General features: G+C 72.6%; 26 protein-coding genes. 15 read left to right on the top strand and 11 right to left on the bottom strand.

Annotation, left to right across the window (positions count from 1 at the left end; all coding sequences use genetic code 11):
• Positions 1-15: 15 nt before the first annotated feature.
• A complete protein-coding gene (locus ACZ3IJ_RS20060) occupies positions 16-2,424 on the bottom strand; it encodes a cation-translocating P-type ATPase (protein WP_467469961.1) in 2,409 nt (802 codons plus the stop codon).
• A 129-nt stretch (positions 2,425-2,553) separates the two neighbouring features.
• On the bottom strand, positions 2,554-2,841 hold the full coding sequence (locus ACZ3IJ_RS20055; protein ID WP_467469958.1) for a DUF2530 domain-containing protein: 288 nt from the start codon (positions 2,839-2,841) through the stop codon (positions 2,554-2,556).
• Positions 2,842-3,010: 169 nt separating this feature from the next.
• Here ACZ3IJ_RS20055 and ACZ3IJ_RS20050 point away from each other — a divergent pair, with 169 nt between their 5' ends.
• Positions 3,011-4,432 (top strand): NCS2 family permease, encoded by a 1,422-nt coding sequence (locus ACZ3IJ_RS20050; protein WP_467470272.1) that lies wholly within the window; start codon positions 3,011-3,013, stop codon positions 4,430-4,432.
• Here ACZ3IJ_RS20050 and ACZ3IJ_RS20045 read toward each other — a convergent pair.
• Entirely contained in the window at positions 4,425-4,634 is a 210-nt protein-coding gene (locus tag ACZ3IJ_RS20045) for a ribbon-helix-helix protein, CopG family (RefSeq protein ID WP_391800395.1), read from the bottom strand. The genes ACZ3IJ_RS20050 and ACZ3IJ_RS20045 overlap by 8 nt on opposite strands.
• A 132-nt stretch (positions 4,635-4,766) precedes the next feature.
• On the opposite strand from ACZ3IJ_RS20045, the gene ACZ3IJ_RS20040 reads away from it, so the two are divergent.
• The 3 genes from ACZ3IJ_RS20040 to thpR all read left to right on the top strand — a co-directional run bounded on the left by ACZ3IJ_RS20040 (position 4,767) and on the right by thpR (position 7,816).
• Positions 4,767-5,210, top strand: a complete 444-nt coding sequence (locus tag ACZ3IJ_RS20040; protein ID WP_391800396.1) for a MarR family winged helix-turn-helix transcriptional regulator — start codon at positions 4,767-4,769, stop codon at positions 5,208-5,210.
• 56 nt (positions 5,211-5,266) lie between these two features.
• Positions 5,267-6,604, top strand: coding sequence for an MFS transporter (locus ACZ3IJ_RS20035; RefSeq protein ID WP_467469955.1), 1,338 nt, complete (start codon positions 5,267-5,269; stop codon positions 6,602-6,604).
• A gap of 639 nt (positions 6,605-7,243) precedes the next feature.
• On the top strand, positions 7,244-7,816 hold the full coding sequence (gene thpR, locus ACZ3IJ_RS20030) for an RNA 2',3'-cyclic phosphodiesterase (protein WP_467469953.1): 573 nt from the start codon (positions 7,244-7,246) through the stop codon (positions 7,814-7,816).
• A 78-nt stretch (positions 7,817-7,894) separates the two neighbouring features.
• On the opposite strand, the gene ACZ3IJ_RS20025 is transcribed toward thpR, so the two are convergent.
• The 3 genes from ACZ3IJ_RS20025 to ACZ3IJ_RS20015 all read right to left on the bottom strand — a co-directional run bounded on the left by ACZ3IJ_RS20025 (position 7,895) and on the right by ACZ3IJ_RS20015 (position 10,256).
• Positions 7,895-8,512, bottom strand: a complete 618-nt coding sequence (locus tag ACZ3IJ_RS20025; protein WP_467469951.1) for an HD domain-containing protein — start codon at positions 8,510-8,512, stop codon at positions 7,895-7,897.
• A gap of 118 nt (positions 8,513-8,630) precedes the next feature.
• On the bottom strand, positions 8,631-9,620 hold the full coding sequence (locus ACZ3IJ_RS20020; protein WP_467470270.1) for an aldo/keto reductase: 990 nt from the start codon (positions 9,618-9,620) through the stop codon (positions 8,631-8,633).
• 102 nt (positions 9,621-9,722) lie between these two features.
• Positions 9,723-10,256, bottom strand: coding sequence for a MarR family winged helix-turn-helix transcriptional regulator (locus tag ACZ3IJ_RS20015; protein ID WP_467469949.1), 534 nt, complete (start codon positions 10,254-10,256; stop codon positions 9,723-9,725).
• A 43-nt stretch (positions 10,257-10,299) separates the two neighbouring features.
• On the opposite strand from ACZ3IJ_RS20015, the gene ACZ3IJ_RS20010 reads away from it, so the two are divergent.
• The gene (locus tag ACZ3IJ_RS20010) at positions 10,300-10,770 is read left to right on the top strand and encodes a carboxymuconolactone decarboxylase family protein (RefSeq protein ID WP_467469947.1); all 471 of its coding nucleotides are present in this window, start codon (positions 10,300-10,302) and stop codon (positions 10,768-10,770) included.
• 71 nt (positions 10,771-10,841) lie between these two features.
• Here the strand turns inward: ACZ3IJ_RS20010 and ACZ3IJ_RS20005 are convergent, their stop codons facing one another.
• A complete protein-coding gene (locus ACZ3IJ_RS20005; RefSeq protein ID WP_467469945.1) occupies positions 10,842-11,537 on the bottom strand; it encodes a GDSL-type esterase/lipase family protein in 696 nt (231 codons plus the stop codon).
• A gap of 91 nt (positions 11,538-11,628) precedes the next feature.
• On the opposite strand from ACZ3IJ_RS20005, the gene ACZ3IJ_RS20000 reads away from it, so the two are divergent.
• Complete coding sequence (locus ACZ3IJ_RS20000; protein WP_467469943.1) at positions 11,629-12,621, top strand: WD40 repeat domain-containing protein; 993 nt, start codon at positions 11,629-11,631, stop codon at positions 12,619-12,621.
• Here ACZ3IJ_RS20000 and ACZ3IJ_RS19995 read toward each other — a convergent pair.
• On the bottom strand, positions 12,587-13,342 hold the full coding sequence (locus tag ACZ3IJ_RS19995; RefSeq protein WP_467469941.1) for a TetR/AcrR family transcriptional regulator: 756 nt from the start codon (positions 13,340-13,342) through the stop codon (positions 12,587-12,589). The two genes, ACZ3IJ_RS20000 and ACZ3IJ_RS19995, sit on opposite strands and share 35 nt — an antisense overlap.
• Positions 13,343-13,419: 77 nt before the next feature.
• Here ACZ3IJ_RS19995 and ACZ3IJ_RS19990 point away from each other — a divergent pair, with 77 nt between their 5' ends.
• From ACZ3IJ_RS19990 to ACZ3IJ_RS19980, 3 genes are all read left to right on the top strand, one after another.
• Complete coding sequence (locus tag ACZ3IJ_RS19990; protein ID WP_467469939.1) at positions 13,420-14,448, top strand: ATP-binding cassette domain-containing protein; 1,029 nt, start codon at positions 13,420-13,422, stop codon at positions 14,446-14,448.
• Positions 14,445-15,299 (top strand): ABC transporter permease, encoded by an 855-nt coding sequence (locus ACZ3IJ_RS19985; RefSeq protein ID WP_467469937.1) that lies wholly within the window; start codon positions 14,445-14,447, stop codon positions 15,297-15,299. The genes ACZ3IJ_RS19990 and ACZ3IJ_RS19985 overlap by 4 nt, the downstream gene beginning before the upstream one ends.
• Before the next feature lie 68 nt (positions 15,300-15,367).
• Complete coding sequence (locus tag ACZ3IJ_RS19980; protein ID WP_467469935.1) at positions 15,368-15,733, top strand: cupin domain-containing protein; 366 nt, start codon at positions 15,368-15,370, stop codon at positions 15,731-15,733.
• A gap of 82 nt (positions 15,734-15,815) precedes the next feature.
• On the opposite strand, the gene serC is transcribed toward ACZ3IJ_RS19980, so the two are convergent.
• Positions 15,816-16,934: a phosphoserine transaminase gene (gene serC / locus ACZ3IJ_RS19975; protein ID WP_467469933.1), complete on the bottom strand. Its 1,119-nt coding sequence runs from the start codon at positions 16,932-16,934 to the stop codon at positions 15,816-15,818.
• Between the two features lie 50 nt (positions 16,935-16,984).
• On the opposite strand from serC, the gene ACZ3IJ_RS19970 reads away from it, so the two are divergent.
• Genes ACZ3IJ_RS19970 through ACZ3IJ_RS19960 form a run of 3 tightly spaced genes read left to right on the top strand, consistent with a single transcriptional unit; the run spans position 16,985 to position 21,044 of the window.
• Entirely contained in the window at positions 16,985-19,711 is a 2,727-nt protein-coding gene (locus ACZ3IJ_RS19970) for an FAD-binding and (Fe-S)-binding domain-containing protein (protein ID WP_467469931.1), read from the top strand.
• A 9-nt stretch (positions 19,712-19,720) separates the two neighbouring features.
• Positions 19,721-20,518, top strand: a complete 798-nt coding sequence (locus tag ACZ3IJ_RS19965; protein WP_467469929.1) for a TetR/AcrR family transcriptional regulator — start codon at positions 19,721-19,723, stop codon at positions 20,516-20,518.
• A complete protein-coding gene (locus ACZ3IJ_RS19960) occupies positions 20,457-21,044 on the top strand; it encodes a DUF2867 domain-containing protein (RefSeq protein WP_467469927.1) in 588 nt (195 codons plus the stop codon). The genes ACZ3IJ_RS19965 and ACZ3IJ_RS19960 overlap by 62 nt, the downstream gene beginning before the upstream one ends.
• Positions 21,045-21,054: 10 nt before the next feature.
• Here ACZ3IJ_RS19960 and ACZ3IJ_RS19955 read toward each other — a convergent pair whose 3' ends face one another.
• Positions 21,055-22,038, bottom strand: coding sequence for a GlxA family transcriptional regulator (locus ACZ3IJ_RS19955; RefSeq protein ID WP_467469925.1), 984 nt, complete (start codon positions 22,036-22,038; stop codon positions 21,055-21,057).
• Positions 22,039-22,132: 94 nt separating this feature from the next.
• Here ACZ3IJ_RS19955 and ACZ3IJ_RS19950 point away from each other — a divergent pair, with 94 nt between their 5' ends.
• The gene (locus ACZ3IJ_RS19950) at positions 22,133-22,726 is read left to right on the top strand and encodes an MBL fold metallo-hydrolase (RefSeq protein WP_467469922.1); all 594 of its coding nucleotides are present in this window, start codon (positions 22,133-22,135) and stop codon (positions 22,724-22,726) included.
• Between the two features lie 22 nt (positions 22,727-22,748).
• Here ACZ3IJ_RS19950 and ACZ3IJ_RS19945 read toward each other — a convergent pair whose 3' ends face one another.
• On the bottom strand, positions 22,749-23,606 hold the full coding sequence (locus tag ACZ3IJ_RS19945) for a LysR family transcriptional regulator (protein WP_467469920.1): 858 nt from the start codon (positions 23,604-23,606) through the stop codon (positions 22,749-22,751).
• Positions 23,607-23,747: 141 nt separating this feature from the next.
• Here ACZ3IJ_RS19945 and ACZ3IJ_RS19940 point away from each other — a divergent pair, with 141 nt between their 5' ends.
• The gene (locus ACZ3IJ_RS19940) at positions 23,748-24,710 is read left to right on the top strand and encodes an EamA family transporter (protein WP_467469918.1); all 963 of its coding nucleotides are present in this window, start codon (positions 23,748-23,750) and stop codon (positions 24,708-24,710) included.
• Positions 24,711-24,768: 58 nt separating this feature from the next.
• Entirely contained in the window at positions 24,769-25,011 is a 243-nt protein-coding gene (locus tag ACZ3IJ_RS19935) for a hypothetical protein (RefSeq protein WP_467470268.1), read from the top strand.
• Positions 25,012-25,198: the final 187 nt, after the last annotated feature.

Genomic DNA, 25,198 nt, shown 5'->3' with positions numbered 1-25,198 from the left:
CGAGCCCCTGGGCGCTCAGGCCGGGAACCGGTGGTCCACCCAGCGCCAGGCCAGCTCCAGCAGGCCCGCGCCGGCCGCCGCGATCGCCACCGCCGTCCAGGGCATCGTCACGCCGACCAGTTTCAGAGCGAAGAACTCCTGGAGCCAGGGCACGACCAGGACCAGGAGGAAGGCGCCGCCCATGGCCGCGACCAGGGCGATGCGCCACCAGGTATAGGGGCGGGCGACGATCGCCAGCACCCACATGGAGACCAGGAAGAGGGTCAGGGTCGCGGCGCTCGTCTCGGCGTCCAGGGAGCCCGGGCCGCTGTAGTACGAGCGGGCCACGAGGTACGTCGTGAAGGTGGCCGCCGCCGCGACGATCCCGCCCGGGATCGCGTACCGCATCACCCTTTTCACGAAGTTCGGCTTCGCGCGCTCCTTGTTGGGGGCGAGTGCGAGGAAGAACGCGGGGACGCCGATGGTGAGCGTGGACAGCAGGGTCAGGTGCCGGGGCAGGAAGGGGTACTCGACCTGGGAGCAGACCACCAGGATCGCCAGGAGGACGGAGTAGACCGTCTTCGTCAGGAAGAGCGTCGCGACCCGGGTGATGTTGCCGATGACCCGGCGGCCCTCGGCCACCACCGACGGGAGGGTCGCGAAGGAGTTGTTCAGGAGGACGATCTGGGCGACCGCGCGGGTCGCCTCCGAGCCGGAGCCCATGGAGACGCCGATGTCGGCGTCCTTGAGCGCGAGGACGTCGTTCACGCCGTCGCCCGTCATGGCGACCGTGTGGCCGTGGGACTGGAGCGCGCCGACCATGTCCCGCTTCTGCTGCGGGCTGACCCGGCCGAAGACGGCGTTGCGGTCGAGTTCGTCGGCCATCGCGGACGGCTCGGCCGGCAGCAGACGGGCGTCGACGGTGTTCTCGGCGCCTGGCAGGCCGAGCTTGCCCGCCACCGCGCCGACCGACACCGCGTTGTCGCCGGAGATGACCTTGGCGGCGACGTTCTGGTCGGCGAAGTAGGCGAGCGTGTCGGCGGCGTCGGGCCGCAGCCGCTGTTCGAGGACGACGAGGGCCGTGGGGCGCGCGTCATGGGCGACGTCGGGGGCGTCGAGCTCGCGCGTGGTGCGGGCGAGGAGCAGGACGCGCAGCCCCTGCTCGTTGAGGTGGTCGATCTCGGCGAGCGTGGGGTCGTCGGCCTTCAGCAGCACGTCGGGCGCGCCGAGCAGCCAGGAGGAGGCGTCCCCGTCGCCCTCGCTGAAGGCCGCGCCGCTGTACTTGCGGGCCGAGGAGAAGGGCAGCGACTCGATGCAGCGCCACTCCTCGGAGTCGGGGTAGGCGTCGATGATGGCCTGCAGCGAGGCGTTGGGGCGCGGGTCGGACTCGCCGAGGGCGCCGAGGACCTTCCGTACGTACGACTCGTCCGTGCCGTTCAGGGGGCGCAGCTCGGTGACGTCCATGCCGCCCTCGGTCAGTGTGCCCGTCTTGTCGAGGCAGACGACGTCGACGCGGGCGAGGCCCTCGATGGCCGGCAGTTCCTGCACGAGGCACTGTTTGCGGCCGAGGCGGATCACCCCGATCGCGAAGGCGACGGAGGTGAGGAGGACGAGACCCTCGGGGATCATCGGGACGATGCCGCCGACGGTCCGGGCGACGGAGTCCTTGAAGTTGGTGTCCTTGACGACGAGCTGGCTGATGATGAGGCCGATCGCGGTCGGGACCATCATCCACGTCACGTACTTGAGGATCGTGGAGATGCCGGAGCGCAGCTCGGAGTGGACGAGGGTGAAGCGCGAGGCCTCCTCGGCGAGCTGGGCGGCGTACGCCTCGCGCCCGACCTTGGTGGCGGTGAACGCACCGCCGCCCGCGACGACGAAGGAGCCCGACATCATCCGGTCGCCGGGCTTCTTCACGACCGGGTCGGCCTCGCCGGTGAGCAGCGACTCGTCGACCTCCAGGCTCTCGGCCTCCGCCACCTCGCCGTCGACGACGACCTTGTCGCCGGGGCCGAGTTCGATCAGGTCCCCGAGGACGATCTCGGAGGTGGAGACCTCCGCGGCGGCCCCGTCGCGGCGGACGGTGGGTTTCGCCTCGCCGATGACGGCGAGCCCGTCGAGGGTCTTCTTGGCGCGGAGCTCCTGGATGATGCCGATGCCGGTGTTGGCGATGATCACGAAGCCGAAGAGGCTGTCCTGGATCGGCGCGACGAAGAGCATGATCACCCAGAGCACGCCGATGATCGCGTTGAAGCGGGTGAAGACGTTGCCGCGGACGATGTCGACGGTGGAGCGGGAGCTGCGGACGGGGACGTCGTTGACTTCGCCCCGGGCGACGCGTTCGGCGACCTCGGCGGAGGTCAGGCCGGTGACGCTGTGGACGACCGGGTGCTCGTCCGCCGCGTTCCCGCTGCCGCCCGAGTCGATCTTCGCCCGCTGAGTCATGTTCTCGACGGTACGACCGGAACGGACCGTTCACCCGCCGAGAGGGGTGAACATCAGACCGCGGGAGGACCGGAATCGTCCCGGGGTACTACGGGGGTGTCCGGCGGTCGTGGGCGGTGTCCTGCCGTCCTACGGGGTGGGGGCGGCGCCCTCGGCGGCCTCGGCGGCCTTGCGCGCCGCGTCCCTCTTGATGGCCGCGTCGCGCTTCCGTACGTACCAGATGCCGATCAGGCCGAGGCCGGCCCCGGCCAGGCACGTCCACACCCACCATGTCAGGTCGCGGTCGTCGAACCAGCCGTAGAAAGGGACCTGGACGAGGAAGAGGACGAACCAGAGGATCGTGCCGCCGGTGATGGTGGCGACGACGGGCCCCTCCAGGGGCTCGGGTGCCTCGTGCTTGGGGGTCCACTTCGCCATGCGGTCAGTCTAGGCGGCGGCACAAGGGGTCTACGCGCGGAGATGGACGCTCCTTCGTTCATGTGTTCATACTGAAACGGTTTGCCTGAGGCGGGTTTTCTTCGTATGAACCGCCGAATACGCCACCCGCGAGGAACCCCCCATGACCACCACGGCCACCGCCAAGGCCATGCCCCCCGCCCCGGAGAACGGCACTCCCGTCTCCGGCGTCGACCGCTTCTTCAAGATCTCCGAGCGCGGCTCCACGGTCGCCCGCGAGGTCCGCGGCGGTTTCGCCACCTTCTTCGCGATGGCCTACATCATCGTGCTGAACCCGATCATCCTCGGCAGTGCCAAGGACATGTACGGGCACCAGCTCGACGGCGGCCAGCTGGTCACCGCGACCGTGCTCACCGCGGCCTTCTCGACGCTCCTCATGGGCGTCATCGGCAACGTGCCGATCGCCCTCGCGGCCGGCCTCGGCGTCAACACGGTCGTCGCCCTCCAGCTCGCGCCCCGGATGTCCTGGCCGGACGCGATGGGCATGGTCGTCCTCGCGGGCCTCGTCGTGATGCTGCTCGTCGCCACCGGTCTGCGTGAGCGCGTGATGAACGCGGTCCCGGTCGGCCTGCGCAAGGGCATCGCGATCGGCATCGGCCTCTTCATCATGCTCATCGGCCTCGTCGACTCGGGCTTCGTCTCCCGTATCCCCGACGCCGCGCACACCACCGTCCCGCTCCAGCTCGGCGGCGACGGCCACCTCGCCGGCTGGCCGGTCCTGGTCTTCGTCCTCGGCACGCTGCTCACCCTGGCGCTGATCATCCGCAAGGTGCCGGGCGCCATCCTCATCTCCATCGTCGTCATGACGATCGTGGCGATGGTGATCAACGCGGTCGCCACCGTCCCGTCCTGGGGCCTGACCACCCCGACCTGGCCCGGCAACCCGGTGGCCTCGCCCGACTTCGGGCTGGTCGGCGAGGTGAGCCTCTTCGGCGGGTTCGAGAAGGTCGGGATGCTGACCGGCGTCCTCTTCGTCTTCACCGTGCTGCTGTCCTGCTTCTTCGACGCGATGGGCACCATCCTCGGCGTCGGCGACGAGGCCAAGCTGATGGACAAGGACGGCAACTTCCCGGGCATCAACAAGGTCCTGCTGGTGGACGGCCTGGCCGTCGCCTCCGGCGGTGCCACCTCGTCCTCCGCCACGACCTGCTTCGTGGAGTCCACGGCGGGCGTCGGCGAGGGAGCCCGTACCGGACTCGCCTCGGTGGTCACCGGCGCGCTGTTCTCGGTGGCGCTGTTCCTCACGCCGCTCGCCACGATGGTCCCGTCCCAGGCGGCGACGCCCGCGCTGCTCGCGGTCGGCTTCCTGATCCTGGCCGGGTCGGTCAAGGAGATCGACTGGAGCGACTTCACCATCGCGGTGCCGGCGTTCCTGGCGATGGTGATGATGCCGTTCACGTACTCGATCACCAACGGCATCGGCATCGGCTTCATCGCCTTCAGCGTGCTGCGGCTCGCCGCCGGCCGGGGCCGCGAGGTGCCCGTCGCCATGTACGTGGTGTCGGCGGTGTTCGTCTTCTACTACGCGATGCCGGCCCTCGGCCTCACGTGAGCGGACTGACCTGATCGGGCTTCGTCAGCCCGTAGAACTTCTCTGTCTCGTCGACGGCCGACTGGAACCGTTCGTCGAAGTCATCGCGGATGAGCGTCCGGACCACGTAGTCCTGGACGCTCATTCCGCGTTTGGCGGCATGTCCCTTGAGACGGTCGAACAGCTCACCGTCGATGCGCAGGCTGAGCACGGTCGATCCCATGCCAGTCAGGGTCGCGGCACGGATGGGCCCGGTGCGTCACTTTTCGGATCCTTCTCACTCGTTCGGGTGACTGATTCGGCCACGGGCATTCCGAGTGGTATTTAGCTCCGCTAATGAGTTATGCTAACGAACATGCCTGACCTGTCCCACGGCACCGCCGACGACGTCGCCGCCGTGAACGCGCTCCGCTCCGCCGTCATGCGCCTCGGCCGACGACTCAAGCACCAGCGCGTCGACGAGTCGCTGAGCCCGACCGAGATGTCGGTCCTCGGCACTCTGGCGCTCTGCGGCTCGGCCACCCCCGGTGAGCTGGCCCGCAAGGAGCACGTCCAGCCGCCGTCGATGACCCGCATCGTGGCGCTGCTCGAAGCCAAGGGACTGGTCCGGCTGGAGCCTCACCCCGACGACCGCAGGCAGAAGGTCGTCAGCCAGACCGAGCGGGCCGAGACCATGCTCGAAGAGTCCCGCCGCAAGCGGAACGCCTGGCTGGCCGCCCTCGCCGAGGGCCTGGACGAGGACGATTGGGCCAAGCTGCGCGCGGCCGCCCCCGTCCTGGAGAAGCTCGCACACCTCTGACCCTCGGGGGGACGGCCTCCGGCCCCCCAGCCCCGACGCCGAGGAGGCGACGCACTTTGAGTACGGGACCCGGAGCAGACTCCGCACCCGTCCACAAACCCGACACCCACACCCGCGGGCGGGGGGAAACCTTCTCCTCACTCCGCATCCGCAACTACCGGCTGTTCTTCACCGGTGCCATCGTCTCCAACACCGGCACCTGGATGGCCCGCATCACCCAGGACTGGCTGGTCCTGAGCCTCACCGGCTCCGCCGCCGCGGTCGGCGTCACGACAGCGCTCCAGTTCCTCCCGATGCTGCTCTTCGGTCTGTACGGCGGCGTCATCGCCGACCGCTACTCGAAGCGGCTCATCCTCATGATCAGCCAGGCCGCCCTCGGCCTCTGCGGACTCGCGCTCGCCGTCCTGACGCTCTCCGGTCACATCCAGGTCTGGCACGTCTACCTGGTCGCCTTCCTGCTCGGCATGGTCACCGTGGTCGACAACCCGACCCGGCAGTCGTTCGTCTCCGAGATGGTCGGCCCGAAGCAGCTGCGCAACGCCGTCTCGCTGAACTCCGCGAACTTCCAGTCCGCCCGGCTGGTCGGCCCCGCCGTCGCCGGCCTGCTCATCGCGACCGTCGGCAGCGGCTGGTCGTTCCTGCTCAACGGCCTGTTCTTCCTCGCCCCGCTCACCGGACTGTGGCTGATGCGTCCGAGCGAGTTCCACCCCGTGGAGCGCGCGCCGCGCGGCAAGGGCCAGCTCCGTGAGGGACTGCGGTACGTCGCCGGGCGGCCGGAGCTGATCTGGCCGATCGTCCTCGTGGGCTTCGTCGGCACCTTCGGCTTCAACTTCCCGATCTGGCTCACGGCCTTCTCGGAGGAGATCTTCCACGTCGGCGCGGGGACGTACGGCTTCCTGAACACCCTCATGGCGGCCGGCTCGCTCGCGGGCGCGCTCTTCGCCGCCCGGCGCGGCTCCACGCGGCTACGGAAGCTGGTGGGCGCGGCCGTCGTCTTCGGCGTCCTGGAGATCGCGGCGGCGCTCTCGCCGTCGTTCTGGCTCTTCGCGCTGCTGCTCGTGCCGATCGGCATGTTCGGCCTGACGGTCAACATCACCGCCAACTCGGCGGTCCAGCTCGCGACCGACCCGGCGATGCGGGGCCGGGTCATGAGCCTCTACATGATGGTCTTCGCGGGCGGTACGCCGATCGGCGCGCCGCTGCTGGGCTGGATCACGGACACGTACGGACCGCGCGTGGGCTTCGCGACGGGCGGCCTGGTCTCGCTCGTGGCGGCCGGTGCGATCGGCCTGGTCCTGGCCCGGGTCGGCGGCCTCAGGATGTCCCTGGGCTGGCACCACGGGCACCCGCGGGTGCGGTTCGTGGAACGCGAGGCGCTCGCGACGGCGGCGTAGCCGGCCCCCGGGGGGCCGGACCCGCCAGGCTCCGGCCCCCGGGAGCGGCGGACAGGCGCCGACCCCGGGGGGCCGGACCGGCCGACGGGCGGCGGCCTCCGAGGGCGGCGGACAGGCCCCGGCCCCGGGCGCGGCCTGACAGCCGCCGGCCCCCGGAGCGGCGGACAGCGCCCGCCCCCCCCCGCAGCGGCGGACAGCGCCCGCCCCCCCGCAGCGGCGGACAGCGCCCGCCCCCCCGCAGGGGCGGACAGCGCCCGCCCCCCGCAGGGGCGGACAGCGCCCGCCCCCCGCAGGGGCGGACAGCGTCGGCCCCCGGAGCGGCGGACAGCCGCCGGCCCCCGCAGCGGCGGACAGGCCCCGGCCCCGGGCGCGGCCTGACAGCCGCCGGCCCCCGGAGCGGCGGACAGCGCCCGCCCCCCCCCGCAGCGGCGGACAGCGCCCGCCCCCCCCGCAGGGGCGGACAGCGCCCGCCCCCCCGCAGGGGCGGACAGCGCCGGTCCCCGGAGCGGCGGACAGCGTCGGCCCCGCAGCGGCGGACTGGCCCCGGCCCCGGGCGCGGCCTGACAGCCGCCGCCCCCCCCTCGCAGCGGCGGACAGTGCCGGTCCCCGGAGCGCAGCCGCCGCTGCGAGACTTTCCGCATGAGGCTTTTCGCTGCCGTGCTGCCTCCCCGGGAGCAGCTCACGGAACTCGCCGGCGTCGTCGACCGCCTGGCCCACCTGCCCGGCGCCGAGCGGCTGAGGTGGACCTCCCGGCCTGGCTGGCACTTCACGCTCGCCTTCATGGGCGAGGTCGACGACGCGCTGCTCCCCGACCTCCACGCGCGGCTCGCCCGCGCCGCCCACCGCACGCCGCCGTTCGGCCTGCGGCTGCACGGCGGCGGTCGTTTCGGCCGGGCGGTGCTGTGGACGGGGGCCGCCGGGGACCTCGACGAGATGCGCCTGCTCGCCGAGCGCGCCGACGCCGCCGCCCGCCGCGCGGGTGTCGCGATGGACGAGCACCGCCGCTACCAGGCCCACCTCACCGTCGCCCGCTCCCGCGCCGCCGACCTCGACCTGCACCCCTTCGTCGACGCGCTCGCCGCCTTCGAGGGCACCCGCTGGCAGGTACCGGAGCTGGCCCTCGTCCGCAGCAACCTCCCGGCCGGCGGGGTGCGGGGGGAGCAGCCCCGGTACGAGACGGTCGCCGCATGGCCGCTCGGCGGCGCAGGTTAACCTCGTCGGGTGGACCCGAAGACCCGAAACCGGATCATGGCCGGTGTGCTCGTACTGATGTTCGCGATCGTCGCCCTGTCATCGGTGCTCGGCCAGTGACTCCGCGTCGAGCGCGTTCGTGAGGACCCGCTCGGCGATACCGGCGCGGATCGAGGCCCCCGCGGAACTCGTCGGCTTGCGCTCCGCCTGGTCGCGGAAGCAGCCGAGGAACTCCTCCGCGATCCCGAGGCGCGGGTGGCGCGCCAGTACCTCCGCCTTGAACGCGGCGGAGAAGTCGTCCGTGTACCGGCCGGAGATGTCCAAACTGGTCGAGCGCTCCAGCAGGAAGCCCTCCGGGTCCGCCTGGACGTCGACATCGTTCGCCATGTGCGCGACGATCACGTCCGCCAGCCGCTGCCGCCTGGCCGCCGGCCACCCCGCGCCCGCGGCGAACACCCACGCCACATGGCCGCCCGCGTGGTCGAAACCCACCGTGTGGCTGTCGAACTCCGGCGTCAGCCCGATGTCGTGGAGCAGCGAAGCGACGTACAGCAGCTCGGGATCGAAGTCGATGCCCTGCGCCGTGCCGTACGCGGCGGCCCACACATGGGCCCGGACCGAGTGGTTCAGCAGCGCCGGCGAGCAGTAGGCGGTGGCCACCTCCAGTGCGGTGGCGCAGGCCGGGGTGTCGGGCGTCTTGATCATGTCGGGTGTCATGTCCGCGAGTATCACCCGCGGGCGGGCCGCCGGCCGAGGGGGCTTGCCCCTCGGCCGACGGCCCGCAGGTGGTGGGTACCCGTGCATACCCCGGCCGGGGCGCGCACCGACCGCCCGTTCACCAGGCGAAGGCCTCCGGTGACGGTCCCGGGCCCGGGAAGACCTCGTCGAGTCCGGCCAGCAGGTCGTCGGACAGCTCCAGCTCGACCGCCCGCAGGGCGCTCTCCAACTGCTCCGCCGTGCGCGGGCCGACGATCGGTCCCGTGACTCCGGGGCGCGTGAGCAGCCAGGCGAGCGCCGCCTCGCCGGGCTCGACGCCGTGCTTGTCAAGCAGGTCCTCGTACGCCTGGATCCTGGCGCGTACGGCCGTGTCGGCGAGGCTGTCGGCCGCCCGGCCACTCGCCCGCCGTCCGCCCTCGACCTGCTTCTTGAGGATGCCGCCGAGCAGTCCGCCGTGCAGCGGGGACCAGGGGATGACCCCGAGTCCGTACTCCTGCGCCGCCGGGATGACCTCCATCTCGGCGCGGCGCTCGAAGAGGTTGTAGAGGCACTGCTCGCTGACGAGGCCGACGGCGCCGCGGCGCGCGGCGGTCTCGTTGGCCTGGGCGATCTTGTAGCCGGGGAAGTTGGAGGAGCCGGCATAGAGGATCTTGCCCTGCTGGATCAGGACGTCGATCGCCTGCCAGATCTCGTCGAAGGGGGTCAGCCGGTCGACGTGGTGGAACTGGTAGATGTCGATGTGGTCGGTGCCGAGCCGGGTGAGGGAGGCGTCCACGGCGCGGCGGATGTTCAGGGCGGAGAGCTTGTCCTCGTTGGGCCAGGTCTCGCCCTCGCGGGACATGGAGCCGTAGACCTTGGTGGCGAGGACGGTCTTCTCGCGGCGGCCGCCGCCCCGGGCGAACCAGCTGCCGATGATCTCCTCGGTGCGGCCCTTGTTCTCGCCCCAGCCGTAGACGTTGGCGGTGTCGAAGTAGTTGATGCCCGCGTCCAGCGCGGCGTCCATGATCGCGTGGCTGTCGGCCTCGTCGGTCTGCGGGCCGAAGTTCATCGTGCCGAGGACGAGTCGGCTGACCTTGAGTCCCGTGCGTCCGAGCTGCGTGTACTTCATGGTCCCCAAGCCAACTCCTTGGAGCGCGCTCCAGGCAAGGGGGTTCCCGCGCGCGGTCGTTGGAGTCGGCCAGCCGGCCGCCGGGCCGGTCGCCCGCCCAGGTCAGCCGCCGAGCCAGCTGCCGGCGTCGAGGCGGAAGGCGGTCTCCGGGGGGACGACCCGGCGCAGTGCGCCCTCCATGTCCCTTACGCGCTCGGCGCCGAGGGTCGCGGACCATTCCGCGTGGAGCCGGTCGAAGACCGCGGCCGAGCGGGCGAGGGCGTCGAGGCCGTGGGCGGTGAGGCGGACGAGTTTGCGGCGGGCGTCGGCGGGGTCGTCGGCGCGCTCGGCGTAGCCGAGGTCGAGGAGCCGGTCGACGGTCTTGCCCGCGGCCTGCTTGGAGACGCCGAGGTGGCGGCCGATGTCGCTGGCGGTCGTACCGCGCGGGCCGCCCGCCGCGATGGCCTGCAGGGCGAAGCCGTGGGCGGGGCGGATGTCGGGGTGGCCCTGGCGGGCGAGTTCGGCGTGGAGCCGGTCGATGAGGGTGCGGAAGCCGGCGAAGAGGAGCAGGGGCAGCTCGTAGCCGGCGGCGGCCGGTTCCCTCTTGCCGTTATCGACAACCTGGTTTACGTTTCTCGCACCGAACTGGTCAACCATGTTGTCGATCCTACTCTCTGCTCGCGTCTGCCCTGGAGTCGCCTTGTTCACCGATCACACCGTAGAGACCGCCCCCGCCGCCTCGCGCGGCCCGATGGAGGGCGTCGCCGCCGCCTGGGGTCACGTGCCGCAGGCCGTGGCCCGCATGGCCGAGTCCCCGCACGCGCTGGACGGCTTTCTCCGGCTGAGCGCGATGTTCGAGGCCACGACGCTCGACCCGCACTCCCGTGAGACCGTGGTCCTGACCGTGGCCATCCGCAACCAGTGCCATCTGTGCGTCGGGATCCACGAGGCGAAGCTCGCGAAGCTGGGTCCGGCGGAGAACCCCGAACGCCTGGAGGCCGTACGGCAGTTCACGCACCAAGTCCTCGCCGCTTCGGGAGCCGTGAGCGACGAGGAGCTGGAGCGTTTCCTCGGGTTCGGGTACACCCGCCGGAACGCCCTTGAGGTCGTCCTCGGCATCGGGGCGTACACCCTGTCGACCCTCGCCAACCGGCTGACCCGCTCGTCCTGATGACGTCCTCGGCGGCCGACAGGGGCGGAGCCGCCGAAGACATGGCGTGGCGGATGTTCTGCCGGAGTCTGTCAGCGACCGCCGTACGGGCCCGCGTACGCGGTGCCGAGGCCCCACGCCTGGTGCATCGCCGAGGCGAACGCGGCCGCCAGCTTGTGTTCGCCGGAGGGCCCCGGGTGCGTGCCGTCGTACGTGTCCGTGGGCAGGTCGTACGCCTCCGGTGCCGTCGCGAGCAACAGCGGCGACGCGGCCGTGTCGAGGTCGGCGACGGCCTTGGCGAGCAGCTCGTTGAAGCGCTCGCACTCGGCGGCGAAGGGCGGGTCGTACGTGGCCCGGACGTTCGGGATGACCGGCATGACGACAGCCCTGACGTGCGGGTTCGCCGCGCGGGCGGCGGCGACGAAGGCGCGTGTGTTCTCCACGGTCTGCGCGCTGTTGGTGTAGAACCCGAGGTCTATCAGGCCGAGGGAGACCAGCAGGACGTCGGCCCCGGTCGCGGTCACCGCCTCGCCGATCAGCGGCGCCATGTGCAGCCAGCCCTCGCCCCAGCCGGCCAGATGGCGGCGGGCGGCCGCGGGGAAGGCGGGGTCGGCGTAGGCGTGCGAGACGGGCGCCTCGGCGACGGAGTCGTACAGCTCGGCGCGCGGACCGACGATCTCGTACCCGCCGGGCAGCGCCGATTCGAGGTGCTGCCACATCCGGTAGCGCCAGGTGTGGTCGCCGGCCTGTCCGATGGTGCAGCTGTCGCCGACGAACATGAAACGCATGGTCACATCATCCCGGAGGCCGCCCGCCCCCTGCGACGTGATCCCGGCCACCCGGCGGCCGCCCGACCCGTGGCATGGCAGGCTGGAGGGCATGCGATCACTCCTGGGCGTTGTCGGCGCCGCCGCGCTGGTCCTGACCGTGGCGGCCGCCCCCGCCGCGGCCGCCGAGGCGGACCAGGACTTCACGATCAAGGACCCCCGGATCACGGAGTCCAGTGGTCTGGCCGCGAGCCGCGCCCACCCCGGGGTCTACTGGACGCACAACGACCAGGACGCGCCGTTGATCTACGGCATCGACTCCCGTACCGGCGAGACGGTCGCGACGCTCACCATGAAGGGCGTCGGCACGCCCCGCGACATGGAGGCGATCTCCGTCGGCCCGGACGGCGCCATCTACGTCGGCGACATCGGCGACAACAAGGACGGCACCTGGGACCACGTCTGGATCTATCGCTTCCCGGAGCCGAAGCAGCTCAGGAACCAGACAGTGACGGCGACGCAGTACGACGTGAAGTACGCCGACGGGCCGCGCAACGCCGAGGCCCTGATGGTGCATCCGAAGACCGGCCGGGTCTACATCGCGAGCAAGAACGAGAACACCGGCGGGCTGTACGCGGGCCCGGAGCGGCTCTCGGCGTCGGGCGCGAACGTCTTCCGGCGCGTCGACGACGTGCCGTGGGTGACCGACGGCGCCTTCTCGCCCGACGGCGAACGGCTCCTGCTGCGCGGCTACTTCAGCGCGAAGGAGTACGTGTGGAAGGACGGCCGCCTCGGTGACGAGGGCACCTCCGCCGGGGCGCCCTTCCAGGGGCAGGCGGAGTCCGTCACGTACACGAGGGACGGCTCGGCGCTGATGTTCGGCTCGGAGGGCGCGAACAGCAGGGTCGTCCGGGTGGACCGCGACGACCCGGCCCCGCGCCCCTCGACCGAGGCTCCCGGCGGATCGCCGAAGGACCCGGACCAGGGCGGCGCGGACTCGTCGGCGACCGCCGAGGAGCGCGGCAACTTCACCGTGGGCGTGATCGTGCTCGGCGCCGCGACCGCCCTGGTCATCGGGGCGAAGCGCCTCCTGCGGCGCGGCTGACGAGCGCCTCGAAGCCGTCGAGGAGCCGTTCGAGGCCGAAGGCGAAGTGGTCGAACTCCCTGGAGAAGGTGTCGTCGGCGAGGGCCGCCATGCGGGGGTAGTCGCCGGTCGCCATCGCCCGTTCCAGGTACGGGCTCTGGTCCGCCCAGAAGTCCTCGTCGCTCACGCCGGTGTCCTTCACCGCATCCACGGTGTCGATCTCCATGCGGGCGACGCCTGCCACATAGCTCTGCACGGTGATGATCACCCCGATCGTCTCGGGGTCGCTCAGCCCCATCCCGTGCGGGCCCTTGAGCCCGGTCAGGCAGAGTTCCAGGCCGCGCAGCGCGCTGGGGCCGACGACCGAGCGGGCCTGGTTGACCCGGATCAGCCAGGGATGCGCGCGGTAGAGGTCGAGGTGGGCGCGGGCCAGCTTCTCGACGGTGTCCCGCCAGGGGGCGGGCGGTTCCGGGTCGCCCTGGAGGGACTCGCCCTGGACGCGGTCGAGCATCAGGTCGAGCAGCTCGGTCTTCCCGGGGACGTACCGGTACAGCGACATCGTCCCGACCCCGAGATCGGCGGCGACGCGCCGCATCGACACCGCGTCCAGGCCCTCCGCGTCGGCGATCCCGACCGCGGTCGTGACGATCCGGTCGAGGGTGAGGCCCGGCTTGGGGCCGCGGCTGGGGCGTCCGCCCGTGCCCCACAGGAGTTCCAGGCTGCTCGTCGTCGCGTCCTTCATGGGCTCACCTTAAAACTGAGTACACCGTACCCTGAATCGGGTACGGTGTACTCAGTTTCACCGAGCGGAGGATTCCCATGTACGAACACGCGGTCCTCGCCGAGGGTCTGCGCAAGCGGTACGGAGGGAGGCGCGGGAGCACGTACGCCCTCGACGGCCTCGACCTCACCGTCCGCCCCGGCACCGTCCACGGACTCCTCGGGCCCAACGGCGCCGGCAAGACCACCGCCGTGCGCGTCCTCGCCACCCTCCTGAGGCACGACGCGGGCCGGGCCGAGGTCGCCGGGCTCGACGTGGGCCGCGACCCGCGCGCCGTCCGCGCCCGGATCGGGCTGGCAGGCCAGTACGCCGCCGTCGACGAGGGCCTCACAGGCCGGCAGAACCTGGAGCTCTTCGGCCGCCTCTTCCACCTCGGCGCCCGCCGCGCACGCGACCGGGCAGCTGACCTGCTCGACCGCTTCGACCTCGCCGAGGCCGCCGACAAGGGCGCGGGGAAGTACAGCGGCGGCATGCGGCGCCGTCTCGACCTGGCCGCCTCGATGATCCTCGCCCCGCGCGTCCTCTTCCTCGACGAACCGACCACCGGGCTCGACCCGCGCGGCCGCGGCGAGGTCTGGAACGCGGTCCGCACCCTGGTCGAGGGCGGTACGACGGTCCTGCTCACCACCCAGTACCTCGACGAGGCCGACCGGCTCGCGTCCAGGATCACGGTCATGGACCGCGGCCGGGCCATCGCCGACGACACCCCCGACGAGCTCAAGAACCGCGTGGGCGGCGACCGGATCGAGGTCGTCACGGCGGAACCCGCCGACCTTGCCGCGGCCCGCGCGGTCGTCGCGCGCCTCGCCGCCGGCGAACCGGTCGTGGACGCCCGCGAACGGCGCGTCCACGCCCCCGTCACCGACCGGGTCACCGCCCTGACCGAGGTGGCCAGGACGCTCCAGGACGAACGCATCGCGGTGGACGACATCGGACTGCGCCGCCCCAGCCTCGACGACGTCTTCCTCAGCCTGACCGGCCACGGCACGGACGAGAAGGAAGACGAGGGCGGTCAGGCTTCGGACGACGACCGGACCCGGAACCGTACGGACGGAGCAGCCGAATGACGACCGCCGACCCGATCTCCACCGTCGCGGCCCCCCTCGACCTCACCCCCGACACCCGCCACGGACGCGCCTACTGGGCCGTCGTGGACTGCTGGAACGTGGTCCGCCGCACCCTGCTGAACTACCGCCGCCAGCCCCTCGCGATCCTCTGGGTGCTCGGCTTCCCCATCGTCTCCGTCCTCCTCTACGGATTCGTCTTCGGCAGCGCCATGCGCGTCCCGGGCGGCGGCGACTACCGCGAGTTCCTGATGCCCGGCATGTTCGCCACGACCATGGCCTTCGGCTTCATGAACACGGCCACCACCGTCGTCATGGATGTCCGCAAGGGGGTCGTCGACCGCTTCCGCTCCATGCCGATGGCCCCGTCCGCCGTCACCACCGGCCGTGGCGTCGCCGACCTCCTCGTCGCCTGCGCCGAGCTCGCCATCCTCGCCGCGACCGCCCTCGCCATCGGCTGGACATCCGACGGCGGCCTCGCCGCCACGGTGCTCGCCTTCGGCCTGCTGCTGCTCCTGCGCTTCGCGCTGATCTGGGTCGGGGTGTGGGCCGGCCTCGTCCTGCCGAACGCCGAGGCCGCGGGCGCCCTGTACGCCGTGATCTTCCCGCTGACGATGGTCTCCAGCGTGTACGTCGCCCCCGCCCTGATGCCCTCGTGGCTGGCGCCGGCCGCCGCGTGGAACCCGATCTCCTCGACGGTCACCGCGACCCGCGAGCTGTTCGGCAACCCCGGGACGGGCGGCGGCAGCTGGGTGGAGCAGCACGCCGTGCTCATGGCCTTCGTCTGGCCCCTCGCCATCACGGCGGTCTTCCTCCCGCTGGCGGTCCGCCGCTTCCAGCGCCTCAGCCGCTGACTCCCGTTTCGACCGGAGCCGCCGACGGGTCGAGACTGGAAGGGGACCGGAAAACGCGTGGAGGAACCATGACGGGATTCACTCGCGAAGACACACCTGTCGCCATGGAGGGCGGTGGCGTTGAGGTCCGCCTGAAGGACGTCGGCGGTGGCATGACCCTCGGCTTCATCCACCTCCCCGCAGGGCTGGACATGGCTCCGGCGTTCAAGGGGCTGAAGGACGACCTGTGCCAGTGCCCCCACTGGGGATACCTGCTCAAGGGCCGGCTCAGGATGCGGACCGCTTCGGGAGAGACGATCTACGAAGCCGGCCAGGCGTACTACTGGGAACCCGGCCACGCCCCGGAGGCCCTGGAGGAGGTCGATGCGGTGGAGTTCTCGCCGACCGTCGAGTTCAACGAGGTCGTCGACCACGTCAAGGCGCAGATGGGCTGAACCGCTCGACGGGCGCCCCTGGGAACGGCGGAAGGCCCGGCATCGGTCGCGTCCGATGCCGGGCCTTCCGTACACCCAGGGGTTACAGCTTCTCGATCACGTAGTCGATGCAGGCCGTCAGCGCCCGCACGTCCGCCGGGTCGACCGCCGGGAACATCGCGATCCGCAGCTGGTTGCGGCCCAGCTTGCGGTACGGCTCGGTGTCCACGATGCCGTTGGCGCGCAGCACCTTCGCCACCGCCGCCGCGTCGACGTCCTCGGCGAAGTCGATCGTGCCGATGACCTGCGAGCGCTTGGCCGCGTCCGTGACGAACGGGGTCGCGTACTTGGACTCCTCGGCCCAGCCGTACAGCGCCTGCGAGGACTCCTTCGTCCGGGCCACGGCCCAGTCCAGACCACCCTGGCCGTTGATCCACTTCAGCTGCTCGTTGAGCAGGAAGAGGGTCGACAGGGCCGGGGTGTTGTACGTCTGGTTCTTCAGCGAGTTGTCGATCGCCGTCGGGAGCGAGAAGAACTCGGGAATGTGCCGGCCGGACGCCTGGATCCGCGCGGCGCGCTCCAGGGCGGCCGGCGAGAAGGCCGCGAGCCACAGGCCGCCGTCGGCGGCGAAGGACTTCTGCGGGGCGAAGTAGTAGACGTCCGACTCGGTGATGTCGACCGGGAGGCCGCCCGCGCCGGAGGTCGCGTCGACCAGGACGAGCGCGCCCTCGTCGGCGCCCGCGACCCGCTTGACCGGCGCCGCGACACCCGTGGAGGTCTCGTTGTGCGTGTACGCGTACACGTCGACGCCCGCCTCGGCCTGCGGCTCCGGGTGGGTGCCCGGGTCGGAGGAGATCACGGTCGGCTCGGCCAGCCAGGGGGCCAGCTTCGCGGCCTTCGCGAACTTGGAGGAGAACTCGCCGAAGGTGAGGTGCTGCGACTTCGACTCGATCAGCCCGTGGGTCGCGATGTCCCAGAAGGCGGTCGAACCGCCGTTGCCCAGGATCACCTCGTAGCCCTCGGGCAGCGAGAAGAGGTCACGCACTCCGGCCCGTACCTCGCCGACCAGGTTCTTGACCGGAGCCTGGCGGTGGGACGTGCCGAGGAGAGAGGTGCCGGTGGCGGCCAGGGCGTCCAGCGCCTCCGTACGCACCTTGGAGGGGCCCGCGCCGAAACGGCCGTCGGCGGGCTTGATGTCAGCGGGAATCTGGATCTCAGCCACGAGGCGGAGCGTATCGGGTCGGACCGCACACGGCCGACGATGTCCGCCGGATGAGACGACAGGTGAGACATCCTGACCTCGTGCGAAAACACCACGAGCGGTCCGAGCTGGAGGCGGCGCTGCGCGCGGCCGTGGCAGGAGAGGTCGACTTCGGCACCACGGCGAGGGCGCTGATGACGATGGACGCGTCCAACTACCGCCGGGTGCCGGTGGGTGTGGTCGCGCCCCGGGACGCCGACGACGTGGCGGCGGTGCTGTCCGTCTGCCGTGCGCGCGGGGTGCCGGTCGTCCCCCGGGGCGGCGGCACGTCGATCGCGGGGCAGGCGACCGGGACGGGCGTCGTGCTCGACCTCACCCGTCATATGCGTTCGGTCGTCTCGGTCGACCACGAGGCACGGACCGCCGTCGTCCAGCCGGGCCTGGTCCTGGACCGGCTGCGGGACGCGGTTCGCCCGTACGGGCTGACTTTCGGGCCCGATCCCTCCACGCACAGCCGCTGCACCCTCGGCGGAATGATCGGCAACAACGCCTGCGGCGCGCACTCGGTGGCCTGGGGCACGACCGCGGACAACGTGCTCGCGCTCGACGTCCGTACGTACGGGGGCCAGGCGCTGCGCCCCGGGCCGGGGTGGCAGGGGGCCCCGGCGGGGCTGCGGGAGCTGATCGACCGGAATCTGGCCCTGGTGCGGACCGGGTACCCGGAGGGGCTGCCGCGCCGGATCTCCGGCTACGCGCTCGACGCGCTGCTGCCGGAGCGGGGCGGCGACGTGGCCCGGCTGCTCTGCGGCAGCGAGGGGACGCTGGGGGTGGTGACGGAGGCGACCGTACGGCTCGTGCCGCTGCCCGCCTCGCCGGTCCTGGTGGTCCTCGGGTACGCGGACGAGAGCGCGGCGGCCGACGCGGCGGCCGGGCTCCTGCCGTACGGGCCGCTGACGGTCGAGGGAATGGCGGCCGATCTGGTGCGGGGCGCCTCCGGGCTGCCGCGCGGCGGGGCCTGGCTGTTCGTGGAGACCGACGGGGAGGCGGCGGCGCGCGCGCTGGTGCGGGCGGCGGACGCGGTGGACGCCTCGGTGGTGGTCGACGCGGCGGACCGGCGGGCCCTGTGGCGGATCCGGGAGGACGCGGCGGGCACGGCGACCCGGATGCCCGGGGGCGGCGAGGCGTGGCCGGGGTGGGAGGACTGCGCGGTGCCGCCGGCCCGACTGGGGTCGTACCTGCGGGAGTTCCGCGCCCTGCTGGCCGAGCACGGTCTGCGGGGGACGCCGTACGGGCACTTCGGCGACGGCTGCATCCACGTCCGTATCGACTTCGACCTGTACTCGGGCGCGGGCGTGGGCCGCTTCCGGGCGTTCTCGGAGGCGGTGGCGGACCTGGTGGTCGCGCACGGCGGCTCGCTGTCGGGGGAGCACGGGGACGGCCAGGCGCGGGCGGAGCTGTTGCCGAGGATGTACGGATCCGAGCTGGTCGCGCTGTTCGGCGAGGTCAAGGACGTGTGGGATCCGGACGGCGGGCTGAACCCGGGGATGCTGGTGCGGCCGCTGCCGCTGGACGAGGGCCTGCGTTTCACGGCCCTGCCGGTCGTGGGCCGGGAGGTGGCGCGCTGCGTGGGCGTGGCGAAGTGCCGGGTGGAGGGGCCGACGTCGGGGCCGGAGGTGATGTGCCCCTCGTACCGGGCGACGGGGGAGGAGCGGCATTCGACGCGGGGCCGGGCGCGGCTGCTGCACGAGATGGCGCTCGGCGAGGTGATCACGGACGGCTGGCGCTCGGAGGAGGTCAGGGAGGCGCTCGATCTCTGCCTGTCGTGCAAGGGGTGCCGGAGCGACTGCCCGGTGGGCGTGGACATGGCCTCGTACAAGGCGCACTTCCTGGACCGGCACTACGCGGACCGGCGGCGGCCGTGGTCGCACGTCACGATGGGCCGGCTGCCGGAGTGGCTGCGGATGTTCGGCCCGGCCCTGAACCTGGCGCGGATGCTCCCCTCGCGGTTCGCGGGCGTCGCTCCGGAGCGGGAGCTGCCGAAGGTGGCGTCGCGGACGTTCGTCTCCTGGTTCGGCACGCGTCTGGAGACGGCTTCGGACGTGTGGCTCTGGCCGGACACCTTCACCAACCATCTGGCGCCCCGGGTCGGCAGGTCGGCGGTACGGGTCCTGGAGGCGGCCGGGGTGCGGGTGGGGCTGCCGCCGGGGCGGGTGTGCTGCGGGCTGACGTACGTGTCGACGGGGCAGCTGGACCGGGCGCGGGCGACGATGACCAGGACGCTCGACGCGATGGAACCCGGGCTCGGCCACCCCGTGGTCGTCCTCGAACCGTCCTGCGCGGCGACCCTGCGGACGGACCTCCCGGAGCTCCTCCCGGACGACCCGCGCGCCCGGGAACTGGCCGCCTCCGTACGGACCTTCGCCCAGGCCCTGGAGGAGTTCGCCCCCACGTGGGAGCCGCCCCGTCTTGACCACCCGGTCGCCGGCCAGACCCACTGCCACCAGCACGCGGTCCTGGGCGACGGGCCGGACCGGCGGCTGCGCGAACGGATGGGCCTGGTGGGCGAGCTGAGCGGCGGCTGCTGCGGTCTCGCGGGCAACTTCGGCTTCGAGCCGGGCCATCACGAGGTCTCGGTGGCCTGTGCCGAGGACCAGCTCCTCCCGGCGATCCGCGCGGCGGACGACAACGCGGTGATCCTGGCCGACGGCTTCTCCTGCCGCACTCAGCTCGACTCCCTGGCGGGCCGCACGGCCCGGCACATGGCGGAGGTCCTGGCGGAGGCGGTGCGGGAGCAGTAACATACATACATGAATGTACGTGAGCAGTCCGGCTCCCCGGCGCCACGGCGTTCGACGCAGGCGGAGCGGAGGGAGCGTACGCGCAACGCGCTCCTCGAGTCGGCCGCTCGGGGGCTGTCCCGGAACGGGTACAGCAACCTCGTCCTGGAGCAGGTCGCCAGGGACGCCGGCTACACGCGCGGTGCGCTCTACCACCAGTTCAAGGACAAGCAGGACCTCGCTCTCGCCGTGTCCGAGTGGGTCTTCGGGGCCTGGGACCGGGAGGTCGGGCACCAGGTCGAGCGGGAGCGGGAACCGCTCGCGGCACTGCTGACGCTCGCGCGCGCCCACACCGTCTTCTGCCGGCGCGACATCGCGCGCGTGGCGGTGGCGCTGCGCCTGGAGTTCTCCGGGCAGGACCACCCGATCGGGCAACGGGTGGAGACGGGCTACCGCCGGCTCGTCGACCTCTGCACGGGATACGTGACGGCCGGGCGCGCGACGGGATCGATCCCCGACGGTCCCCCGGCCGGGGATGTCGCGCTGGCCTACGTCGGCGCGCTCGAAGGCACCTCGATCGCCCTCGCCGGCCGCGTCCCCGACGACACGTCGCTCGTCGCCGCCGCGGTCGCGGGCGCCCTCGGACTCGACCCCCGCACGACGGCAGGCGCCCCCGGCCCCGCCCCCCGCACGACGGCTGGCGCCCCCGGCCCCGACCCCCGCACGACGCACTCCTCTGTACGGAACGAACCGCAGGAGGCACAGGATGGAACTTCCCGAGTCGGCGCACACGTCCCGCCCGTGGCGGATCCACGAGATCACGCCTGACTTCCGCCTCTACGACGTCTGGGCCCTGCCCACGCCCGGCGGCCCCGACGATTTCCCGCGCCTGGTACGGAACTTCGCCGGCGGGGACACGGGTGACAACTCCTCCTGGATCGCGCGCAAGCTCTTCGCGATCCGCTGGAGGCTCGGCAGGCTGCTCGGCTGGGACGACAGGGACGAGGGGCTCGGCTCCCGGGTGCCGACCTTGCGCGACAGGCTGCCGCAGGACCTGCGCGAGGGCCCGACGGGACCGGAGTTCGAGCGCCTGCCCTTCACGCCCCTCTACCTGAGGGACGACGAGTGGGCGGCGGAGATGGCCAACCGGACCGTGCACGGAGTCCTGCACCTGAGCTGGGTCCCCGACGGCGCGGGCGGCCACCGCGGCCAGATGGCCGTCCTGGTGAAGCCCAACGGCCTTTTCGGCAAGGCCTACATGGCCGCGATCGCCCCCTTCCGGCACCTGATCGTGTACCCGCCGCTGATGCGTGACATCGGCCGCGAGTGGCGCGAGTCCGCCCCACGGGGGTGAGGGCGGCCGGTCACCGGCCGGCCGGCGGTCCGGGCGCCGCGTTCGTCCTGGTGAACGCGCGGCGGTAGGTGCGCGGCGGTACGCCCCGGCGGCGGACGAACTGTTCCCGCAGGACCGCCGCGCTGCCGTACCCGACCAGCCGGGCGATCTCCTCGACCGGGAGGTCCGTCGTCTCCAGGAGCTCCTCCGCCCGGCCGAGCCGCAGGCCGAGGAGCCAGGCATGGGGCGTCGTCCCGGTCGCGGCGGCGAAGCGGCGGGAGAAGGAGCGGCGGCTCATCAGGGCGCGGCGGGCCAGTTCGGCCACCGGCAGCGGCTCGTGGAGGTGTTCGCGCGCCCAGGCGAGGACACCGGCCAGCCGCTCGTCCTCGCAGTCCTCGGGGACGGGAGCGGTGACGTACTGCGCCTGGCCGCCGTCGCGGTGGGGCGGGAGGACGAGGTCGCGGGCGACGGTGTTCGCGGCGGCGGATCCGTACTCGCGGCGCAGCAGATGGAGGCAGAGGTCGAAGCCGGCCGCGGCGCCCGCGCCGGTGAGGATCCGGCCCTCGTCGACGTACAGGGCGTCCCGCTCGACGGTGACGGACGGGTGGCGGCGCGCGAGCAGGTCGGCGAACCGCCAGTGGGTGGTGGCCCGCAGCCCGTCGAGCAGCCCGGCGGCGGCGAGCGCGAACGCCCCGACGCAGTGCGCCCCGACGAGCGCGCCGCGTGCGTGGGCGGCCCTGAGCGCGTCGAGCACCGGAGCGGGCGGCGGGGTGCGGAAGTCGGCCCAGGGGAGGGCGAGTACGAGATCGGCGGTGGCGAGGCGGTCGAGGCCGTGGGTGACGGCGAGCGGCACGCCGAGGTCGGTGGTGACCGTCCCCGGCCGGTCGGAGCAGAGCGCGAAGTCGAAGCGGGGCAGGCCCTCGGGGGGTGCGCCGAAGACCTCGGAGACGAGCCCGACGGCGAGCATGCCGACGCGCGGCGGGGTGTAGGCGGCGACACTGAGGAAGGGCGGCATGCGGGGGAGTCTGGCACGCGGCTGGCACAAAACCTGCGATGGGTGGCAGCACGGCCACTCGTCGACGGCCTCGGGCCCGGCGAAGCTTGCGGACATGACAGACGAGCCGCGTGCCAACACCGCCACCTACACCGTCCTGACCACCGGTTACACCACGTCCACGGGCCCCGGCGTCGCCGCCACCGTCTCGTACGTGACCGATGGGGACCGCCATGTGATCGTCGACCCGGGCATGGTCGCGAGCCGCGACCGCATCCTCGGTCCGCTGGCCGAACTGGGCCTGGGGCCGGATGACATCACCGACGTCGTGCTCAGCCATCACCACCCCGACAACACCATGAACGTGGGCCTGTTCGGCCGGGCGCGCGTCCATGACCACAAGGCCGAGTACCTGAACGACCAGTGGACCGACCGGGACGCCGAGGGCCACGAACTCACCCCGTCCCTGCGTCTGATCCGCACCCCCGGCCACAGCCCGGAGGACATCACGCTGCTCGCCGGCACGGCCGAGGGCGTCGTCGCCTTCGTCGGCGACCTCTGGTGGCGCCCGGACGGCCCGGCGGAGGACCCGGTGGCTCCCGACCGCGACGGACTGCGCACCTCACGCCGCCGCGTCCTCGCGGCCTCCACCGTCATCGTCCCGGGCCACGGCCGCCCCTTCCCCGCGGGCCCGGACGCGGTCCTCTGACCGGCCGCGCCCACGGTCCCGCTCAGGCGCCCTCGGCGATCTCCCGAGCCAGTGCCACCAGTTGCTCCGTGGCCGGGTGGGGGGAGGCGTCGCGCCAGGCCAGGAGGACGTGGACCGGTGGGGCGTCCGGGAGGGGGCGATAGGTGACGCCCGGGTGGGGGTGCATCGCCGCCGTCGACGCCGAGGAGACGCCGACCCCGCGGCCCGCCGCGATCGCCGTGAGCCAGTCGTCGGTGTTGCCGACCGTCAGGGTGGCGGCCGGGCGGTGTGGCGCGGGCCAGAGGGCGGGGGTCGTCGTACCGGAGACCGTGTTGAGGACGACCGTCTCGTCCGCCAGGTCCGCGAGCGTGAGGGTCGTACGGGACGCCAGCGCGCTGTCCGTCGCCACCGCGGCCACCCGGTGTTCGGTCGCCAGCTCCTTTGTCGCCAGGCCCGGCGCGTCCACCGGCCCCCGGAGCAGCGCCGCGTCCACCTCGCCGCGGACCAGGCCCGCCGTGCGGTCGTCGATGCGGAGGAGCTCCAGCGGGGTCTCGGGGTGCTCGCGCTGCCAGCGCCGCAGCAGCGGCGTGGTGTACGGACCGAACGCCGACCAGGCGTGCCCGAGCCGCAGCGGCCGGTGGCGCAGCCGCTCCGGGTCGAGGGCCGTGTCGAACGCCGCGACCGCCGCCGCCGCGCGGTCGTGGAAGGCGCGCCCCTCGGCGGTGAGCGCCAGGTGGTGTGTGGAGCGGTCGACGAGCCGGACGCCGAGGTGCTTCTCCAGCGCGGCGAGCGTACGGGAGACCGCGGGCTGGGTGAGGTGGAGCCGGGCGGCCGCTCTGGTCACGTTGCCCTCCTCCGCGATGGCGAGGAAGCAGCGGAGATGACGCAGCTCGATGCTCATGCATCCGCAGCATAACCGCAGCCCAATCGGCATTTCACGTGCCGCGCGGGCGCTCGTAGCGTGAGAGGCGGAGCCCACTTGACGAGTCCATTATTCTGGACTCGAAGGTCCAATTTGATGAACTAAGCAGGGAGTAAGCCGGTGGACAGTCCGGTCAAGGACATCGCCGCAGGCTCGGCACCGGCGGCGGGTTCCGCGCAGGGGCCCGAGCCGGGTGCCGCCGCCGCGCCCGCCTCCACTCGTGCCGCCCGGCTCGGGCCCGTCGCGCTCGTCGTCGCCGGCGGGCTCTCCGTACAGTTCGGGTCCGCCGTCGCCGTCATGCTCATGCCCCGCGCCGGCGCCCTCGGCGTCGTCACGCTGCGGCTCGTCCTCGCCGCCCTCGTCCTGCTGATCGTCTGCCGCCCCAAGGTGCGCGGCTACGGCCGCGCCGACTGGGGCACCGTGGTCGCCTTCGGCACCGCCATGGCGGGCATGAACATCCTCTTCTACCAGGCCGCGGACCGGATCCCGCTCGGCGCCGCCGTGACCCTGGAGGTCCTCGGCCCGCTCGTCCTCTCCGTGATCGCCTCACGCCGGCTGGTGAACCTGCTCTGGGCCGGGCTCGCCCTCGGCGGCGTCGTCCTGCTCAGCGGCGGCGGCTTCGACCGGCTGGACCCGGCCGGCGCGGCCTTCGCGCTCGCGGCGGGCGCGATGTGGGCGACGTACATCGTCTTCAGCGCCCGGACCGGCCGCCGCTTCCCGCAGGCGGACGGGCTGGCGCTGGCGATGGCGTTCGGCGCGGTCCTGAGCCTGCCGTTCGGCATCGTCGAGGCGGGCGACAAGCTCCTCGTCCCCTCCACGATCGGCCTCGGTCTCGCCGTCGCGCTGATGTCCTCCGTCCTCCCCTACACCCTCGAACTCCTCGCGCTGCGCCGCCTCCCCGCCCCCACCTTCGCGATCCTGATGAGCCTGGAACCGGCCATCGCGGCGGGCGCCGGCTTCCTCGTCCTGAGCCAGGCACTCTCCCTGACCGACGCGCTCGCGATCGCCCTGGTCATCGCGGCGAGCATGGGCGCCGTCCGTACCCAGATGAAGCGCGCCGCCGCCCTGCCGCCGCAGGCCTAGGGCCTGAGGTCCCCGGGCACGTACTGCTCCGCGTACTCCCCACGACCCCTGGGAGCGGCTGCGCGCCGGCTACCGCGCCGTCCTGGCCGCCGGATCCGACCCCGCCGTGCGGCGGATCGTGCTGGTCGACGCGCCGACGGTGCTGGGGTGGGACGAGTGGCGGGCCCTGGACGAGGAGTCCTCCGCCCGGCACCTGACCGAGGCGCTGACCGCCCTGGTCGAGGCCGGGGTCATCGCCGAGCAGCCCGTCGAGCCCTTGGCGCGCCTGCTGTCGGGCGCGATGAACGAGGCCGCCCTCTGAATGGCCCGGAGCGGTGCGCCCGAGTCGCTCGACCTCACGGTGCGCGCGCTGGACGGCCTCCTGGCCGGGGTCCGCAGCCGGGGAGCGTGACGCGCGCCGCGCCGCCCCGCGACAGGGCCGCTTGAGGGCGTGCCGAGAGTCGGCCGAAAAAGTAAAGCAAGCACGCTTGATTGTTTCTCGCGCCGCT

Source organism: Streptomyces sp. NPDC013317, assembly GCF_055563155.1.
The sequence above is the reverse complement of the archived record's forward strand: the minus strand, read 5'-3'. Positions and strand labels throughout refer to the sequence as shown.

Bases quoted from the DNA above. Each gene is read 5' to 3' on its own strand.
- ACZ3IJ_RS20060 (WP_467469961.1), bottom strand. From the start codon at position 2,424: ATGACTCAGCGGGCGAAGATCGACTCGGGCGGCAGCGGGAACGCGGCG.
- ACZ3IJ_RS20055 (WP_467469958.1), bottom strand. From the start codon at position 2,841: ATGGCGAAGTGGACCCCCAAGCACGAGGCACCCGAGCCCCTGGAGGGG.
- ACZ3IJ_RS20050 (WP_467470272.1), top strand. From the start codon at position 3,011: ATGCCCCCCGCCCCGGAGAACGGCACTCCCGTCTCCGGCGTCGACCGC.
- ACZ3IJ_RS20045 (WP_391800395.1), bottom strand. From the start codon at position 4,634: ATGGGATCGACCGTGCTCAGCCTGCGCATCGACGGTGAGCTGTTCGAC.
- ACZ3IJ_RS20040 (WP_391800396.1), top strand. From the start codon at position 4,767: ATGCCTGACCTGTCCCACGGCACCGCCGACGACGTCGCCGCCGTGAAC.
- thpR (WP_467469953.1), top strand. From the start codon at position 7,244: ATGAGGCTTTTCGCTGCCGTGCTGCCTCCCCGGGAGCAGCTCACGGAA.
- ACZ3IJ_RS20025 (WP_467469951.1), bottom strand. From the start codon at position 8,512: ATGACACCCGACATGATCAAGACGCCCGACACCCCGGCCTGCGCCACC.
- ACZ3IJ_RS20020 (WP_467470270.1), bottom strand. From the start codon at position 9,620: ATGAAGTACACGCAGCTCGGACGCACGGGACTCAAGGTCAGCCGACTC.
- ACZ3IJ_RS20015 (WP_467469949.1), bottom strand. From the start codon at position 10,256: ATGGTTGACCAGTTCGGTGCGAGAAACGTAAACCAGGTTGTCGATAAC.
- ACZ3IJ_RS20005 (WP_467469945.1), bottom strand. From the start codon at position 11,537: ATGCGTTTCATGTTCGTCGGCGACAGCTGCACCATCGGACAGGCCGGC.
- ACZ3IJ_RS20000 (WP_467469943.1), top strand. From the start codon at position 11,629: ATGCGATCACTCCTGGGCGTTGTCGGCGCCGCCGCGCTGGTCCTGACC.
- ACZ3IJ_RS19995 (WP_467469941.1), bottom strand. From the start codon at position 13,342: ATGAAGGACGCGACGACGAGCAGCCTGGAACTCCTGTGGGGCACGGGC.
- ACZ3IJ_RS19990 (WP_467469939.1), top strand. From the start codon at position 13,420: ATGTACGAACACGCGGTCCTCGCCGAGGGTCTGCGCAAGCGGTACGGA.
- ACZ3IJ_RS19985 (WP_467469937.1), top strand. From the start codon at position 14,445: ATGACGACCGCCGACCCGATCTCCACCGTCGCGGCCCCCCTCGACCTC.
- ACZ3IJ_RS19980 (WP_467469935.1), top strand. From the start codon at position 15,368: ATGACGGGATTCACTCGCGAAGACACACCTGTCGCCATGGAGGGCGGT.
- ACZ3IJ_RS19970 (WP_467469931.1), top strand. From the start codon at position 16,985: ATGAGACGACAGGTGAGACATCCTGACCTCGTGCGAAAACACCACGAG.
- ACZ3IJ_RS19965 (WP_467469929.1), top strand. From the start codon at position 19,721: ATGAATGTACGTGAGCAGTCCGGCTCCCCGGCGCCACGGCGTTCGACG.
- ACZ3IJ_RS19960 (WP_467469927.1), top strand. From the start codon at position 20,457: ATGGAACTTCCCGAGTCGGCGCACACGTCCCGCCCGTGGCGGATCCAC.
- ACZ3IJ_RS19955 (WP_467469925.1), bottom strand. From the start codon at position 22,038: ATGCCGCCCTTCCTCAGTGTCGCCGCCTACACCCCGCCGCGCGTCGGC.
- ACZ3IJ_RS19950 (WP_467469922.1), top strand. From the start codon at position 22,133: ATGACAGACGAGCCGCGTGCCAACACCGCCACCTACACCGTCCTGACC.
- ACZ3IJ_RS19945 (WP_467469920.1), bottom strand. From the start codon at position 23,606: ATGAGCATCGAGCTGCGTCATCTCCGCTGCTTCCTCGCCATCGCGGAG.